Source organism: Nodularia harveyana UHCC-0300 (assembly GCF_034931085.1).
GTDB lineage: Bacteria > Cyanobacteriota > Cyanobacteriia > Cyanobacteriales > Nostocaceae > Nodularia > Nodularia harveyana.
Window position 1 is genome coordinate 1 of the sequence record NZ_JAYGHG010000054.1, and the last position, 16640, is coordinate 16640.

The window sequence follows — 16640 nt, forward strand, 5'->3', positions numbered from 1 at the left end:
TTGACCCCTCTCCAAACCTCTCCCCTGCAAGGAGAGAGGCTTTGAAAACCCCATTCCCTTGTAGGGAAGGGGGGTAGGGGGGTTAGGTTTTTGGAGATTATGGGTTTCATATAATACTTTTCAAACAACCTCTAAAATAAATATCCTAACCATTACATTTCCTACAGCAGGAATAAATGCTTCAAAAGGGTTCTATGAATTTTAGTTTAATTTTTGCAAATCATCCTCACAGTATATGGTTATATGACCAAAAAACTGGAAAATTTTTAGATGTGAATGAAACTGCTGTTGTACAGTATGGATACTCTAAAGAAGAGTTTTTACAAATGCAAATAACTGATATTTATTTCCCGGAGGATGCGCCTTTTTTATCAAAAATATCTACTTTAAATTTCTCTGGTCAATGGAAACATCGAAAGAAAAATGGTGATCTGATTAATATAGAAGCTGTTACACACGCAATTGAATATGGTGAATATGATGCCAAATTACTAGAGATAAGAGAAAGTCAAAAAATGGAGAATAATCTTCAGAAAAGTGAAGATACTTTCCGAGCAATTTATCAGGCTATTCCCGTACCATTAGTTATTTCACGTTTATCTGATGGGTTGATTTTATATGCTAATTCAGAATTAGTAGAAATATTTCGCTGTGAATTGGAAGATTTAGTTAACCATCCAATTTCAGATTTATACTATAATCCATCTCAGAGAAAAGAAATTTTAGCCACCCTTACTAAAAAGAAATCAGTTCAAAATTATGAACTACTACTTAAAAGAAAAGATGGAAGTAATTTCTGGGCGATCGCATCATTTCAGTATTTAAATTTTCAGGGAGAATCGGCAATATTAGCTGTATTTTCGGATATTACAGCACCTAAGCGCACTGAACTAGCTTTTAAAGCTCAGGCGGAACGAGAACAATTAATGCGAACTGTGGCGGAGCGCATTCGCCAATCTTTGAATCTAACAGATATTCTAAATACTACAGTTCAAGAAGTGCGACATTTGCTCAAAGTTGATCGGGTAGTAGTTTATCAGTTTGCTTCAGATATGAGCGGAAAAATTGTCGCGGAATCTGTGGGAACAGGATGGACAATAGCTTTAGGAGTGACAATTAAAGATACTTGTTTTCAGACAGGAGGAGGCTTACAATATTACCAAGGAAGAAAACGGGCGATCGCCAACATTTACGAAGCTGGATTGACTAATTGTCATCTTAAGTTGTTAGAACAATTTGAAGTTCAAGCTAATTTAGTTGTGCCGATCTTGCTGAAAATAGATGAGGAAAATGCTGGATCGTGTTTGTGGGGTTTGTTAGTAGCGCATCAATGCTCTCATAGTCGGGATTGGGAAGAGCATCAATTGGATTTGCTAGATCAACTGACAGTACAAATTGCGATCGCCATTCAACAATCAACCATATTTCAACAGGCTCAAAATGAAATAGCCGAAAGACAAAGAGTAGAGATTAACTTAAAATCTGCACTAGTAGAAAAAGAAGTTTTACTCAAAGAAGTGCATCATCGAGTTAAAAATAACTTACAAATTGTATCAAGTCTATTACAACTCCAGTCTCAAACAATCACAGATCCAGAGATGAGCAGAGTTTTCCAAGACAGTCAAAACCGTATTGACTCCATCTCTCTAATTCACAAAAACTTATATCTTTCGCCGAATATCGGCACACTAGATGTTGCTGACTATGTAGATAATCTAGTAACTAGTATTTTGATTTCATATCAAATAGCACCAGGAAAAATTGACATAAAAACTCATATAGATGCAGTTAACTTAAATGTAGATCAAGCCATTGGCTGTGGATTAATCATCAATGAGTTATTATCCAATTCCTTCAAACACGCATTTCCTGACCAAAAAACAGGTAAAATTGCTATCGAATTAAGTGGTTTCAATAACCAAATTCAAATGATAATTCAAGATAATGGTATTGGTCTACCAGATAACCTCGATTGGAGTAATACTGATTCTTTAGGTCTGTCATTAGTTTATGACTTAGTAACAGAACAACTAGAAGGAACCATGACTGTAGAACGTAATCATGGCACAGCATTTAAAATACAATTTCCCTATTTAACTTTGGACTAGTAAACTTCCAATGGATCAAGTGAGAATTTTAGTTGTTGAAGATGAAGTGATTGTTGCTAGAACTATTGCCAATCAACTTAGTCAGTTAGGCTATATGGTGACGGGTAAAGCTTCTTCAGGAGCAGTGGCGATCGCCAAAGCATTAGAGACTAAGCCACAACTAGTTCTCATGGATATTATCCTCAAAGGTAATATGGATGGGATTACAGCAGCAGCTTCTATTCGTGAGCAGTTAGATATTCCCGTCATTTTCTTAACTGCTTACAGTGACGACCAAACTTTACAGCGTGCGAAACTCACTCAACCCTTTGGATATGTAGTTAAACCATTTACGGCTAAAGATCTAAAAATAGCTGTGGAGATCGGTTTATTAAAACACCAATTAGAAAGGGATCTGCGGGACAGTCGAGACCGATTAGCCACGCTATTAAACTCCATGCGTGATGCTGTAATTGCTACCGATGACAAAGCCAAAGTCACATTTATGAATCCTGCGGCTGAGTTACTCACTGGTTGGAAACAAGCAGATGCTCAGGAACAAGACATATCAAGAATTTTTAAAATTGTCGATGAAATTACAGAAACTGCATTAGAAAACCCAGTTGTGAAAGTCCTCCGAGAGCAAAAAGTTGCTTATCTAGATGAATTCACATCTTTAATTAGTAAAAATGGGCAAAAAATTCCCATTGGGGATAGTGCTTCACCAATAATGAGGCGAGCTAACCACATAGATGGTGTAGTAGTTGTTTTTTGGGATCTCAGCGAACGTCGTCAAACAGAAATTCTAGAGCGCGCCTTGAATCAAGAGCGGGAACTGAACAATCTCAAATCCCTGTTTATCTCTACAGTTTCTCATGATTTTCGGAATCCCCTAACTGTAATTCAAACAGCAGTAGAACTGTTAGAAATTCAAGGAGACAGCATAACACAAGTCAAAAAAAACACCTACTTAAAGCGAATTAAAGGTGCTATAGAATCCATGAAAGAATTAATGGAAGATGTATTGTTTATCGGTAAGTCAGATGTAGGAAAACTTGAATCCGATTTGCATCCAGTTAATTTGGAGAAACTATGTCTAGAATTTATTGAAGAATTTACTCTAATTACCAATGATAAACATAAAATTATCTTTACCTGTCATAGCGCAAATACAAATGCGTTGATAGATGAAAAACTATTACATTATATATTTATTAATTTAGTTTCTAACGCAGTTAAGTATTCTCCTGAAAATCAAAATGTTCAAGTAGATTTAACTTGTGACACTAAAGAAAAAAGAATTATATTACAGATTAAAGACCAAGGAATTGGCATTCCGGAAGCAGATCAGAAACGATTATTTGAATCATTTTATCGAGCCTCCAATGTCCAATCAATTCAGGGTACAGGACTGGGATTAGTGATTGTTAAAAGGTGCGTGGATGCTCTCCAAGGTGAAATAAATTTCACTAGTCAAGTTGGTGTAGGGACAACATTCACATTAATTTTTCCCCTTAATTATTCTGTCGCACACCATTCACCACAGGCTTAACTTCCTCACCAGAAAAGGGATTTGTACCACCAGTCCAGTTAAAGTCACTAATGCGAATGCTAAAACCGCCTAATTCCAGTACCGGGTTATAACGCAATGTTAGTCCATAGGTACGGCGGCTATATTCTAAAATATAGTCAGTGCTGGTTTCCTTACCAGTATCCAAGTTAATTGCTGTTTGAAAACCCAAACGAACTGGCCCGTAAATTTGCTGTGAGATTCCAGCACCTAGCACCTTATTATCAACGGAACGGTCAAACAAAAACGGTGATAATCCGCTATTGAAACCCTGAGAATAAGTGACATTAAAGGCAGTATAGTCGAGATATGGGCGGGAGAAATGACCAATTTGCCCAATTAAACCGATTGAACCCGTGAGGGTACTTTGATTTTCGTTATTAGTATAATAACTATTTGTCCCTGTGAGACTAGCCAGGGTTTGTACGTAGGGAACTACCGGATTTGGCGTGTATTTTAAACCTTCAGTGGCGGTAGGTGGTAATGGTTTACCCTGCCAAAGTAAAAAGCCCCGACTCAGGCTAGCACTACCTTGGAAGCGTCCCAGAGAAATACGATTATTTGTGCGGTCTGGTTCGAGTAAGTCTAGACGATCAGTGTTGGCATTGATATATTGTACACCTGCTTGATAGTTTAGGTTAATACCAGTATTACCTAAAGGAATTACAGGAGAGCTAATCAAACCACCAAGACTACTCTGGACAGTTTGAAAACCGAGAGTACCGTTATATAGGCGATCGCGGTAGCTATATTCCAAATTTAAGATGTGAGGATTTTTATCGGCTAAAGCTTGGCGCATTCGCAAACTCCCCCGCAAATTGTTCTCTACCTGATTTAAGTCAAAACTGGTTAATTCGCCAGCACCTTCAACTGTTGTCCGTGGGTTTAAAACCGCATTTACACTGGTCTTTACACCGAACAATCCAGCTAAATCACCTGTCCCTTCTTGTAAGGCTTTCTGCACAAAGAATTGAGGGGTAATTCTCCAAGTTGTTTTTTCATTATCCACTGCTGCGAAACCCCGTTCCACAAACAAACCACCACGGCGATCGCCATCAAAGCCAGGAGAAACAAAAAATGGTGAAGCATCCCGTTCAAAACGGTCGATAGTTTGTCTATCTACAGGAATGGGTATAGAAACCTTTTGGTCAAAGACTAAACGTTGTCCCCGGGTAGTAATGGTTTCAACTAAAGGAGATTCCTGGGTAGCAGTAACTTGAGACGCTCGTAACTCTAATTCTGGCGGTGAAAAGGGATCATTAGTAATCCGCACATCCTCCGCTTGCCAGCCTCGCGGATAAAACTCAATCCGTTCAGCTTCAAACCGCATTCGCCTGACCTGACCCCCACTTTCTGGAGAAGGGAGATTACTGGCTGGTGTACCACCCAAGATCAAATCAAGACCCCCTGGACTGCTGATCCCAGAAAGAGGCTGATTTCTTCTGACGCGATCGCTTAAAGGACGCTGAATTTCACTAGGCGTAACATCACTGGCTGAAAAAGCCAAATCTCTTTGGGCTGACGGGACAAAAATTTCCCCACTACCGTTTTCTATTTCCCCATTATCTTGGATGAAATTATAGCTAAAGCGTTCTCCCCGCAGCACTTGATCCCCTCGCGTCAAGGCCACATTACCTGACCCCACAGCGATTAAATTATCTAAATTTACTTGCAGGCGATCGGCATCCACCACAGACCCATCAAAGCGCACCACAACATTACCCTCTGCGGTAATAATTCGCCGTTGTTCATCATACTCCTGCCTATCAGAGATCACTTCCACAGTTCTCTGTCTCCCAGGGGGCGCAGGTGTCGGCTGTTCAGCCTCTGACGTTCGTGGCTTAAATTCTATACTTGACGGAGTAGAATTTTCCCCGCTAGGTTCACGAGACTTAAACTCCAGAGTATTTTCTACCGCTTGAGAACTCCAGACATCATCAGGTTGATCAACCGTAATATTGATACTATCCGGAAATTGCTGTATAGAAATATTACTTTCCGCCCCTTGAAGAGTTGCTTTCTCCGCCAGAACTCGTACCTGGGGGATAGGGCTAGAGGAATCCAACTGCTTTTCCGAAGAACCAACCCTCTGGGGTTGACCCAAACTTACAGCACTCTGAGAAGCCGTGAAAGGAGAAAATTCCGGCGGAGTTTCTCCACTATTCATCCTGGGAATACTTGTAGCAGATAGCTTTTCCTGATTGCTATCAATCGGAGTTGACAAGCTAAAAATAGGTTGAGCATTTCCCACATTTGGGACTTGTGCTAACGCCAGAGGTTTTTTTGGATGACTTTTGTTATCAGTCTGATTGCCTGAAATTGAGGGAAACTGAGTACCACTAGCATAGGAAACAGAATTTGCTGATGGTACTGGTTCGACAATCGGCAGCATTGCTGGTGGCGGAATTGGATGAAGCATATCTGGGCAAATCAAGCTAACACATAGCAAAATAATAGCCGGAAGGATTAATTACACCTTTTACCTTCCGACTTTTGCTGTTTGCCTAAACACAGCAAGCTGCCAAGAGAAGGAGGTTTGGTGTTGTCCATCTTCCGGCAGTTGTGGATAATCGATCAGAATATTACTCTGAATCTCGCCGTCCGGGGTTACGGGCTGGGTCGTTGGACAAGAATCCGAAGACAAAAATAGCCACGAAGAAGGCAACAACAATATAAACAGCGATTTTTAAACTCACCATAGAAATATCTCCAAAGGGTTTGAGAAAAAAGTATCTCTCTTAGGTATCTGCCATACACAAAATATAGCTACCTTATATTACCGAAATCTCGCCCCTTTTTGAGATGACTCTGGTTAATACCCTCAGCTGTTTTTTGCTCTTTATCCTGGAGACGTTGACTGACGGGTGAAGTTTCCCTTGATAGCGACAAAATCAGTAGTGGAGAAACAACTATTTATTTCATATTTTGCAGCAGTCAAAACCGCACACCGGGAAAGATGACATTTTGCAACTTACCCAATCATCTCGATCACAAATCAGCGTCACTTGCAGAAAATTGAGCTTAATCTGAATAATACTATGATGCCACTAAATTCTTACTAACCCGACTTTTGATCACTCTCACAGGCGAACCTACAGCTACAGAATAGGGAGGAACATCTTTATTAACAACTGATCCCGCACCAATCACACTACCTTGACCGATAGTAACCCCATCTAACACCGTTACTCCATGTCCTAGCCAACAGTCATCTTCAATCAAAATTCCCTTACGAGTTACGCCTTGGTATCTTATAGGTTGTGTTAAGTCGGCAAATTTGTGGTTATTAGCATATATTCCCGAATGGGATGCTATCATGCAATGCTTACCAATTCTGATATTTCCCGGCCCAGCAATGCAAACATCAGGAGCTATGAACGTTTCATCATCAATAAATACGGAAGTGTTATCCAAACACCCAATATCAACATAACGCTCCAGAGCCACACCATTGCCTAAATAAATCTTATTATTTTGGTGTCCTTGGGCATCCATGCGTACACCTTTAAAAATATGTACCCCATTACCCATTTCAATTGCAGAAGTTCCCAAAAATTCCACACCATTTTGGATATAAACTGGTTTACCCATCCGAGAAAAAATCCTTCGATATACCAGATTGCGCAATTTTGGACCCAGGGCAATTGTAGGAATATCTCCTAACAAAGTAGTGACTAATAGTTCTTGTGACCTTTGCCATTTTGAGGTATATCTCTTGTTATTCATAATTCAATATCTCTGTATTTCGGAAAATCTTCAAAGTTCATGGAGAAAATATTTGGACTGTTGGCAGTAGCGCTTGAAGTGTGAAATTACTAATTTCATGGTATAGAATACACCCATAGTTTTTCATCAATAATTAGTAATTTTCTCGGAAAATATTAAACTACCAGGACTTACGCAACAATTGCCAAAAATCTTGCTTTATCGAAATTCTGAACTTTTTAGGCATGAATATTAGATTAGCAATAATCATTTACTCATGACTTTATAGCGACAAATATTCAGAAAACAAAGTTGATTATCGGTGGGATTTCAAAGATGTTAATTTTGCTTTTATGACACATTTGAATATCTAAAAATACCGCTAGCATCTAGATTTTTTTGTGCAACACTAACTAAATTAAACAAGATTTTTAAACAGAATTTAATCGTTGTATTTTAACTGTTTGATCTCATCTCAACAAATGTATTTGACTTTCATCAGTTTTTTAAACATAAACTGCATTGAAACTATACCTGTATTTTTATCCGAAAACATCAAACTTAAGGTGGAGTATCACCAACTTCAGACATCATATTAAAATTGACCATCGACGCAAATGTATAAGCGCTGCCATGATTGCAATGACGACTTTCTTGCAACGAATTCTCAAAAGATGTGGCGCTAATCATGTTAGACATCGATGAATTATAGGCAAGGCAAATCACAATTGTAATTATCTTAATTACTGTTTGTGATAGTTTTTTAAGATTAACACATTTTTTTTGAAATGAAACAAGTTGAATAAAGAAGTTTTGGTGATTTCATTTATCTCACTTAGTCTCCAATTAAAATAACATCATTAATTGTATTCTAGTTAGCAATAACTATTCTATACCTAGAAAAAACAATACATTTACTTGAATTAATTTATGATCAATTAATGAGTTGAATTATATATAGGCTAGATGTAATACTGCAAATAATAAATAATATCTTAAACATGATTCACTGATTATATCAGAGCAGAATTAAGGTATAAATTTTATAGCTATGACTCTGGAATAGAACAACGATATAGGAATCATATTTGATTTCTGAAAAAAATAAGTATTGTAGGGTGCGTTAGGATGAAATCCGTAACACACCGTTATTAAGGCTTTGGTGCGTTACGCTACCGCTAACACACCCTACGTGTTTGTTCAATAATCAAATAGTAGTCCTATAGTATCTATTTATAACTACAACTCGGCAATGACGAAATTATTGCACACCATAAAAATTCCAGTAAATCACGATAACTAATATCAACTTTCAGGATATAGGCACATAGTTCAGGATGCTATAAAAATCAAAATAAAAGATAAATAAATTATTATTTGTAAATACAGATGCAAAATTTATGATTTTTAGTAATCACATCATAAAATAGCAAGAAAATTTTTATTACTTATTACGTCCTAACCCGAAACAATCATGAATTTATCCATTAGCTAAACTCCAGTAGTTATGGGAATATGGATCTATATCAATTAAAATATGCTTTTAATTCACAGGATTCTCCAAGCATCTCTGACTACAGATATAGGATTTCAAGAGAAAATTATACAGAGTTCTTACTTGAAAAAGGCTCTAATTCAGAAAATGGAATACTGTATTAATTGTGTAACTAACTTTTGTAGGTAGTCACCTGCATCTAAAACTACCAATTCATAATAATTGTTGATCAGCTTGCATTTAATCACTGTTTCTCTCTGAATTGGCGTTCTTGGCTTCTAAAGCTCTGAGAAGAATCAGTTGGTATAACGGGCTAGGCGGAGTTTATCTAATATTAAGTAGATCTTGATTGGGAAATAGTCTCAAGCATAATCAATATTTATTTATATTTGTTTAAGGTTTAGCTGATAGACAATAATCAAATTTTAATATACTAAGTAAATAATTAAGGGTAATCCATAGACTTAAAAATTCCCTTAGTGTAAACTTTACCAGCGATGTCAAGAATAACTGTCAATGCTGAACAAAGTCATCCCCATTTTACAAACACTGTAAAAAGAATTGGCAACATTGGGTAAAGACAGTAATACAGACGTAAACAATAGCGAAAATATAACTTGGAGTTTTACCAACCTATGCAGCCAATTCGCACATTTAACGTTTCCCCTTGCTTACCTTCGAGACTCGAACCTCTGCGAAAATTAGCCTATAACTTGCACTGGGATTGGAATGTTGAGAGTAAGGACTTATTTCGTCGTTTAGACACCGATTTGTGGGAGTCTAGCCACCATAACCCGGTGTTAATGCTGGGTACAATTAGTCAAGCACGCCTGTTAGAAGTTGTGGAAGATGAAGGATTTCTAGCACAAATGGATCGGGCAGCTCGCCAGTTAGAAGATTACTTACAAGAGCGTACCTGGTATCAGAAACAACGCAGTCAAAAGCCAAAAGAATGCTACGCATATTTTTCGGCTGAATTTGGACTTGTAGATTGTTTACCAGTTTATTCGGGAGGCTTGGGTGTTTTAGCAGGGGATCATTTGAAATCTGCGAGCGATTTGGGTTTACCTCTGGTGGGTGTGGGCTTATTGTATCAGCAAGGGTACTTTGCTCAATATCTGAATGCAGATGGTTGGCAACAAGAACGCTACCTGATCAATGATTTCTATAATATGCCTTTGCATCTGGAGCGGAATCCGGATGGTTCAGAATTACGGATTGCGGTAGATTATCCAGGACGCAAGGTTTATGCGAGAGTTTGGCGTGTACAGGTGGGAATGGTTCCACTGTATATGCTGGATACGAACATTGAACCTAATAACCCTTACGACCACGATATTACAGACCAGCTGTATGGTGGTGACATTGATATGCGTATCCACCAGGAAATTATGCTGGGGATCGGTGGTGTCCAAATGTTGAAAGCACTGGGTTATGATGTCACTGCTTATCACATGAATGAAGGCCATGCGGCATTCTCGGCGTTAGAACGAATCCGTATTCTGATTCAGGAAGCAGGATTGACTTATGCCCAGGCTAGACAGGTGGTGGCTTCTAGCAATATCTTTACTACGCACACGCCAGTACCAGCAGGAATAGATTTATTCTCTCCTGACAAGATTTTGTATTACTTGGGGTACTATGCCGAAATTTTTGGCTTGCCGAAAGAGCAATTTTTAGGACTGGGGCGAGAAAATACGGGTGATTTATCTGCACCTTTCAGCATGGCGGTGTTGGCGTTGAAGATGGCGACATTTTCTAACGGTGTGGCGCAGTTACACGGTGTGGTATCACGCCAAATGTTTAAGGGTTTGTGGAAAAAGGTCCCTGTGGAAGAAGTGCCAATTGCCGCAATTACTAATGGTGTTCATGCGCGCAGTTGTGTGGCGAAATCCACTCAAGAGTTGTACGATCGCTATTTAGGTCCAAATTGGTCATCAGCAGCACCGGATAGCCCTTTGTGGGAGAGGATTGATACGATCCCCGATGAGGAGTTGTGGCGCAATCATCAACGCTGTCGCTTAGACATGGTTGTATACGTCCGAGAACATTTAGTGAAGCATTTGCGCGATCGCGGGGCTTCAGCTTCCGAAATTAACCAAGCCCAAGAGGTTCTCGATCCCAACGTTTTAACCATTGGCTTCGCGCGACGTTTTGCCACCTACAAACGCGCTACTCTGTGGATGCGTGATTTGGACAGGATCAAGCAAATTTTACTGAGTAATAAACATCGTAAAGTCCAATTTGTAATCGCTGGTAAGGCTCACCCCAAAGATATTCCAGGAAAAGAACTCATCCGCGATATCAATCACTTTATCCATGAACAAAACTTGGAAAAACAAGTCGTGTTTGTGCCTAATTATGATATTCACATTGCTCGGTTAATGGTAGCTGGTTGCGATGTCTGGCTAAATACACCACGTCGTCCAAGGGAAGCTTCTGGGACTAGCGGGATGAAAGCCGCAATGAATGGATTGCTGAATTTAAGTGTTCTTGATGGCTGGTGGGATGAAGCTGATTATGTCCGGACTGGTTGGTCAATTGGACATGGTGAAAATTACGATGATCCTGATTACCAAGATGAGGTAGAAGCTAATGCTCTCTATGAGTTGTTAGAAAAGGAGGTTGTGCCTCTGTTTTATGAATATCAAGATGTTGATGGTTTACCCAGGTCTTGGATTGCTAAAATGAAGGACGCAATTCGCTTGAATTGTCCTTTCTTTAATACGGCTCGGATGGTGGGAGAATATGCACAACGGGCTTATTTTCCAGCAAGCGATCGCTTTACGACTCTCACCGCCGATAATTACGCCCCAGCAAAGGAATTAGCCCGTTGGAAATCTCAACTCAGCGCACATTGGTTTAATATCAAAATTAAAGATATTGATGTGTCAGCAAATGCGGATATTGAAGTCAACCAAACTGTCGCTGTCAAAGCTAAGGTTGATTTAGCAACTTTGACTAATGATGATGTCCGCGTGGAGTTATACCAAGGTACGATTGATGCTAATGGTGACATTGCCAATGCTGTGCCTGTAGTCATGGATTATCAAGGGCAAGATTCAGATAACTTAAGTATTTACACGGCTAATATCACTTACGCTGCCTCTGGTTTACAAGGCTTGTCTTTACGTGTTCTACCCCAGCATCAAAACCTATCAAGTCCCTATGAGCCAAGATTAATCGCTTGGGCGCAATAGCTAAGAAGCAGGGGAGCAGCACTTCGGCTACGCTCAGTGTCCGGGAGCAGGCTTGCCCTGAGCGCAGTCGAAGGGGAGCAAGGGGGAAAAACTTCTTCCATCCTATTTCCCACTCCCCACATTTCCAGGGATGACGATGTAACCGGTGGTGCGATCGCCTAATACTAAGTTATGTTGTTCTCCCCAATACCACCAGTTGGCTGCTACGTAGGCACAAATTAAGCTATCTAGTTTGTCTTCTGTGGCTTTGAGTGCTGTGCCTGTAGTGGGAATTTCGGACAACCAACCGCAGAGGCGTAGAGTACACAGAGGAGGAGTTAGGGTGGGGAGAATATCGAAAATATAATTTTGCAGTTTGATTAATTCTAAGCGACGCTCATTGATGCGTCCTTTTTTGTATTTAAGGATGCGTTCTAATTTGAATAAGTTAACTATGGCTGGATGGGGAAAGACTTCTATTTGATATCTGCCAGGTTTTTGGGGATCAATGCTTGGTGCATGGTCAAATCCCCGTGATTCTAATTCTAAACCAAAGTTTACGGTGCGTTCTGCAAAGGGTAGGTTTTGATTAGCTGGGTAGCAGCCGGCGTGATATTTCCCAAAGTATTTGTGTGTCAGTTTATCAGGTAAACGACTCCCCGTAGCGTTGGGGATCAGGGTGGGTGCGTCTACACCAATTATGGCTGGTTCTTGGGGGGGGACGTTTTTATCTATCCAGCTAAGAATGTCTGCAATTAATTCTAGACGGTCTAAGTCTATGATTTGCAGTTCTCCTGCGATTAATTCTAGACAACATAAACCGCTTGGTTGCGATCGCCAGCCTAAATCAACACCAATAAATTTCATTCCTGTACATTATTTATGTGTGTGCTTATTATTTAGGACTTACGCACAAGTTACGAAAGAATGAACCACGAAGGAACGAAGAACACGAAGGAAAGAGGGTTTGAGAGATATTTTGCGTAAGTCCTGTTATTTATAACATTTTTTCTAAATTTTCTCCGCAATAAGCTCTAATGTGACACATCGTCCGTAGACTGATAGTCCGTAGATATTGACAATCAGTACATGAATGAGTCGAAACAAAAGATTCTTTGTGCTTTGGGTTCTTTAGTGAGGACATACAGAACAGAACAGGGGATTTCACAAGAGGAATTAGGACTACGCGCTAACTTAGACCGCACATACATATCCGGTGTGGAACGTGGAGTCAGAAACCCTTCCCTCACTGCTCTGGTAAGTCTTGCTAATGGCTTAGGGATTAGTGTTTCTATTCTTCTCAAAAACCTAGAAATAGAAGCAGATAAAATACAGTGAACAACCAACAAAATTTAGGAGAAACAATTCGTCATCAGTTGAATAAAGCCCCAACCCAATTGAAAGTCTTTAATTTGTTGTCAGATCAAAAATGGCATTGTCGTGGACATGAAACAAAGGAAATTGGCTCTGATCAGTATGCAGGTGGAGGTGGTATTCAAGGATTACAACGTGGAAACAAACAGCGACCTGGACTTGTTATTGAAACTGAAAGTAAATATTGTGAAATTTGCGGCAAGAAAACAAAGTGGGATCGTTGGACTGGTGAGATAAAATCAGCTAATTCGGCTGCTAATATCCCAGCTTTGTTAGTTAAGAAAATTCTCACAGTTTATGCGTATATGGATATCATAGAACAGAGAGAAAGAGCTGCTCATGAGTTAGTAATTGATCACAGGTTTCCGATGGAGCGTTGGGGAGCCAGTGAGCCTCCACACTTAAGCTCTATGAGTGAGAATGAAATCAGGCAAAAGTTTCAATTACTGAAGAAAGATACATCTGGTAATCATAATCTTTTGAAATCTAGAAGTTGTGAGCGTTGTATTAGAACTGGTAAACGAGGGACACCTTTTGGTATTCAGTTTTGGTACGAAAAAGGTGAAGATTGGCCTTCTATACATCAGCGTGGTGTTGAGGCTGAAGAAGGCTGTGTTGGATGTGGCTGGTATGATTTTGCAGCATGGCGTAATGCCCTCAATCAAAAGCTTAATCAATCTGCTTAATAATACTAGCTTTAACTAAATTTTGGGAATTAATTGCAATATCGTTTAAATAAGGAATAAGTGCATAACCAATACACTCGGCTAAACGTGGTGGGACTGCATTACCAATTTGCCACATAGCTTTTTTCATAGTTCCTTCAAAAATAAATGAATCAGGAAACGTCTGTAATCTTGCCATTTCTCTGGCTGAAATTACCCGATTTAAATATGGGTGAATATGAGTACCACCATGATTTTCTTTCACAGTCATACTCGGTTTACCAGTATATTGCCGTTTGAAGGCATCGACAAATTTTTTATATAAGGAACCACCAGGGGGAACTTGAGCTAGACGTTCCATATATTCCGGTGAATGTTTAGTCCACTCATGGTTAATTTTCGGTATGGGAGTGTATTCTGGTAAATCAGAAATTGCTGACTCAATAGGTTTGTATTCTTCAATGCTTAATTGAGATTTAGGATAAGGATTTGGCATTCCAAATCTATTAGCAATAAAAATAGCTCTTGGTCGAATTTGCGGGACTCTATAAGCAGCAGATTCTAGAATTGCTACAGAAATATGAGGATAACCAATAGATTTAAAAGCTTCAATAATTGCTGTTTTGACACTCCCTTTTTGAATTGTCAGAATCCCTGGGACATTTTCCATTACTACATACCAAGGGCGTATTTCTGAAACTACACGTACAAATTCATAAAATAACCGATTGCGCGGATCTTTGGGGTCACGCTTTCCGGCTACTGAAAATCCCTGACATGGTGGACCACCAACAACAACATTTACTTCAGGCGAGCCAATTTCTTGTAGCCAATCTTGAGCAGAAAATTGTTCAATATCTCCACAAAAGTGATGACATTGGGGGAAATTTTTGTTGTGAGTAGCAGAAGCAATTGGGCTAATTTCTACACTAGCTAATGGTGTAAATCCAGCTTGTGATAAACCTTGTGTGATTCCCCCCGCACCACAAAATAGATCCACAAAAGTATATTTAGATAATAAACTTGGTGGAGAACTAATATCAATAAATTTCTTATATGAATCAGAGTTATCTTTATCTAGTTCGCGCTGAATACGCTGATAACGTCCTAACTTTGGCTGCTTTTGTTTTTTGATAGGATTACGCTCATCCTCATGTGGAAAAAGGTCAAGTTGTGTTCCTTGCATTGGATGCTTGATATTAACGTCTGGCTAAGTGTGACATATTGTCTACAATAGATCAAGCATACCTCATCGTCAAAACAAGGGGCTAGACCACTGAAAAACATCTATTCTTGTCAGCTTACTGTCCAAAATACTTTAGATAGAAATCATCACTTAACAGCCAGTTGTCCGAGAAAGTGTCAAAATTGAAGGAGTTTTGTTACCGCCACTTTATAGAGGGCGGATTTGAGATCAATTAAGTTGAAATTTATGGGCAAGCAGCGTGTTCTTTCTGGAGTTCAACCAACGGGTAATTACCATCTGGGTAACTACTTAGGAGCTATTCGCAACTGGGTGGAAGGTCAGAGCGAATACGACAATTACCTATTTGTGGCTGATTTGCACGCCATTACAGTCCCACATGACCCGAAACTGTTAGCGTCGGATACCTATACCCTGGTGGCGCTATATCTGGCTTGTGGTCTGGATTTAAATCATTCTACTATTTTTGTGCAATCTCACGTCTCTGCCCACAGTGAACTTACCTGGTTGTTTAATTGCATTACACCTTTAAACTGGTTGCAAGACATGATTCAGTTTAAGGAAAAGGCGATTAAGCAGGGTGAAAATGTGAATGTCGGCTTGTTGGACTACCCTGTGCTGATGGCTGCTGATATTTTGCTCTATCAAGCTGATAAAGTGCCAGTGGGTGAAGATCAAAAACAACATTTGGAATTGACAAGAGATATTGTTAACAGATTCAATCATCAATTTGGTCAGCCTAAACAGCCGGTGATTAAGTTACCAGAGCCTTTAATTCGTAAGGAAGGGGCGAGGGTGATGAGTTTGGCGGATGGTACACGCAAAATGTCGAAGTCTGATCCGTCTGATTTAAGCCGGATTAATTTACTAGATCCACCAGAGCAGATTCAATATAAGATTAAGCGCTGTAAAACTGATCAGGTGCGGGGTTTGAGTTTCGATGATCCAGAACGTCCAGAGTGTAATAACTTATTAACTCTGTATATGCTGCTGTCTGGGAAGAAAAAGGAAGAGGTAGCAGCAGAATGTCAAGATATGGGCTGGGGACAATTTAAGCCTTTGTTGACAGAAACAACAATTAATGCTTTAAAACCAATCCAGGAAAAATACGAGGCGTTAATAGCAGATCAAGCTTATCTGAATTCTGTTTTGCGGGAGGGACGGGAGAAAGCTGGGGCGATCGCCAATCAAACTCTAGCAGAGGTAAAAACGGCTTTGGGATACTCGCTACCTATTTGACATACTCCCAGCCCCAGAAGGGACAGGGATTCTAGGATACTGGCGGAAAATGCGGACTCAAGCCCGTCTAACTTTTCCTCTCCTACTGGAAAATGCCCTCACCAGTTGGATTATTCCAAACT

General features: G+C 39.6%; 11 protein-coding genes. 6 read left to right on the forward strand and 5 right to left on the reverse strand.

What is annotated here, in order from left to right; genetic code table 11:
* Positions 1-194: 194 nt before the first annotated feature.
* Together VB620_RS20370 and VB620_RS20375 are read left to right on the forward strand one after the other, a co-directional pair.
* Positions 195-2108: a PAS domain-containing sensor histidine kinase gene (locus tag VB620_RS20370; RefSeq protein ID WP_323197981.1), complete on the forward strand. Its 1914-nt coding sequence runs from the start codon at positions 195-197 to the stop codon at positions 2106-2108.
* Between the two features lie 10 nt (positions 2109-2118).
* On the forward strand, positions 2119-3639 hold the full coding sequence (locus tag VB620_RS20375; protein ID WP_323197982.1) for a hybrid sensor histidine kinase/response regulator: 1521 nt from the start codon (positions 2119-2121) through the stop codon (positions 3637-3639).
* Here the strand turns inward: VB620_RS20375 and VB620_RS20380 are convergent.
* The 3 genes from VB620_RS20380 to VB620_RS20390 all read right to left on the reverse strand — a co-directional run bounded on the left by VB620_RS20380 (position 3602) and on the right by VB620_RS20390 (position 7383).
* Positions 3602-6076, reverse strand: coding sequence for a DUF3769 domain-containing protein (locus VB620_RS20380; RefSeq protein WP_323197983.1), 2475 nt, complete (start codon positions 6074-6076; stop codon positions 3602-3604). The two genes, VB620_RS20375 and VB620_RS20380, sit on opposite strands and share 38 nt — an antisense overlap.
* A 163-nt stretch (positions 6077-6239) precedes the next feature.
* A complete protein-coding gene (locus VB620_RS20385; protein ID WP_323197984.1) occupies positions 6240-6356 on the reverse strand; it encodes a photosystem II reaction center protein I in 117 nt (38 codons plus the stop codon).
* A gap of 337 nt (positions 6357-6693) precedes the next feature.
* Positions 6694-7383, reverse strand: coding sequence for an acyltransferase (locus tag VB620_RS20390; RefSeq protein ID WP_323197985.1), 690 nt, complete (start codon positions 7381-7383; stop codon positions 6694-6696).
* Between the two features lie 2109 nt (positions 7384-9492).
* On the opposite strand from VB620_RS20390, the gene glgP reads away from it, so the two are divergent.
* Positions 9493-12057 (forward strand): alpha-glucan family phosphorylase, encoded by a 2565-nt coding sequence (glgP, locus tag VB620_RS20395; protein ID WP_323197986.1) that lies wholly within the window; start codon positions 9493-9495, stop codon positions 12055-12057.
* A gap of 102 nt (positions 12058-12159) precedes the next feature.
* Here the strand turns inward: glgP and VB620_RS20400 are convergent, their stop codons facing one another.
* Entirely contained in the window at positions 12160-12903 is a 744-nt protein-coding gene (locus tag VB620_RS20400) for a DUF429 domain-containing protein (RefSeq protein WP_323197987.1), read from the reverse strand.
* 222 nt (positions 12904-13125) lie between these two features.
* On the opposite strand from VB620_RS20400, the gene VB620_RS20405 reads away from it, so the two are divergent.
* Positions 13126-13374, forward strand: coding sequence for a helix-turn-helix domain-containing protein (locus VB620_RS20405; RefSeq protein ID WP_323197988.1), 249 nt, complete (start codon positions 13126-13128; stop codon positions 13372-13374).
* Complete coding sequence (locus tag VB620_RS20410; protein WP_323197989.1) at positions 13371-14096, forward strand: restriction endonuclease; 726 nt, start codon at positions 13371-13373, stop codon at positions 14094-14096. Before VB620_RS20405 ends, VB620_RS20410 begins: the two co-directional genes overlap by 4 nt.
* On the opposite strand, the gene VB620_RS20415 is transcribed toward VB620_RS20410, so the two are convergent.
* Positions 14080-15261 carry a DNA cytosine methyltransferase gene (locus VB620_RS20415; RefSeq protein ID WP_323197990.1) on the reverse strand — a complete coding sequence of 394 codons (1182 nt, stop codon included), beginning with the start codon at positions 15259-15261 and terminating at the stop codon, positions 14080-14082. The two genes, VB620_RS20410 and VB620_RS20415, sit on opposite strands and share 17 nt — an antisense overlap.
* A gap of 246 nt (positions 15262-15507) precedes the next feature.
* On the opposite strand from VB620_RS20415, the gene trpS reads away from it, so the two are divergent.
* Positions 15508-16518, forward strand: a complete 1011-nt coding sequence (gene trpS, locus VB620_RS20420; RefSeq protein ID WP_323197991.1) for a tryptophan--tRNA ligase — start codon at positions 15508-15510, stop codon at positions 16516-16518.
* Positions 16519-16640 lie beyond the last annotated feature (122 nt).

Bases quoted from the DNA above. Each gene is read 5' to 3' on its own strand.
- VB620_RS20380 (WP_323197983.1), bottom strand. From the start codon at position 6,076: ATGCTTCATCCAATTCCGCCACCAGCAATGCTGCCGATTGTCGAACCA.
- VB620_RS20375 (WP_323197982.1), top strand. From the start codon at position 2,119: ATGGATCAAGTGAGAATTTTAGTTGTTGAAGATGAAGTGATTGTTGCT.
- VB620_RS20385 (WP_323197984.1), bottom strand. From the start codon at position 6,356: ATGGTGAGTTTAAAAATCGCTGTTTATATTGTTGTTGCCTTCTTCGTG.
- glgP (WP_323197986.1), top strand. From the start codon at position 9,493: ATGCAGCCAATTCGCACATTTAACGTTTCCCCTTGCTTACCTTCGAGA.
- VB620_RS20370 (WP_323197981.1), top strand. From the start codon at position 195: ATGAATTTTAGTTTAATTTTTGCAAATCATCCTCACAGTATATGGTTA.
- VB620_RS20405 (WP_323197988.1), top strand. From the start codon at position 13,126: ATGAATGAGTCGAAACAAAAGATTCTTTGTGCTTTGGGTTCTTTAGTG.
- VB620_RS20415 (WP_323197990.1), bottom strand. From the start codon at position 15,261: ATGCAAGGAACACAACTTGACCTTTTTCCACATGAGGATGAGCGTAAT.
- VB620_RS20400 (WP_323197987.1), bottom strand. From the start codon at position 12,903: ATGAAATTTATTGGTGTTGATTTAGGCTGGCGATCGCAACCAAGCGGT.
- trpS (WP_323197991.1), top strand. From the start codon at position 15,508: ATGGGCAAGCAGCGTGTTCTTTCTGGAGTTCAACCAACGGGTAATTAC.
- VB620_RS20390 (WP_323197985.1), bottom strand. From the start codon at position 7,383: ATGAATAACAAGAGATATACCTCAAAATGGCAAAGGTCACAAGAACTA.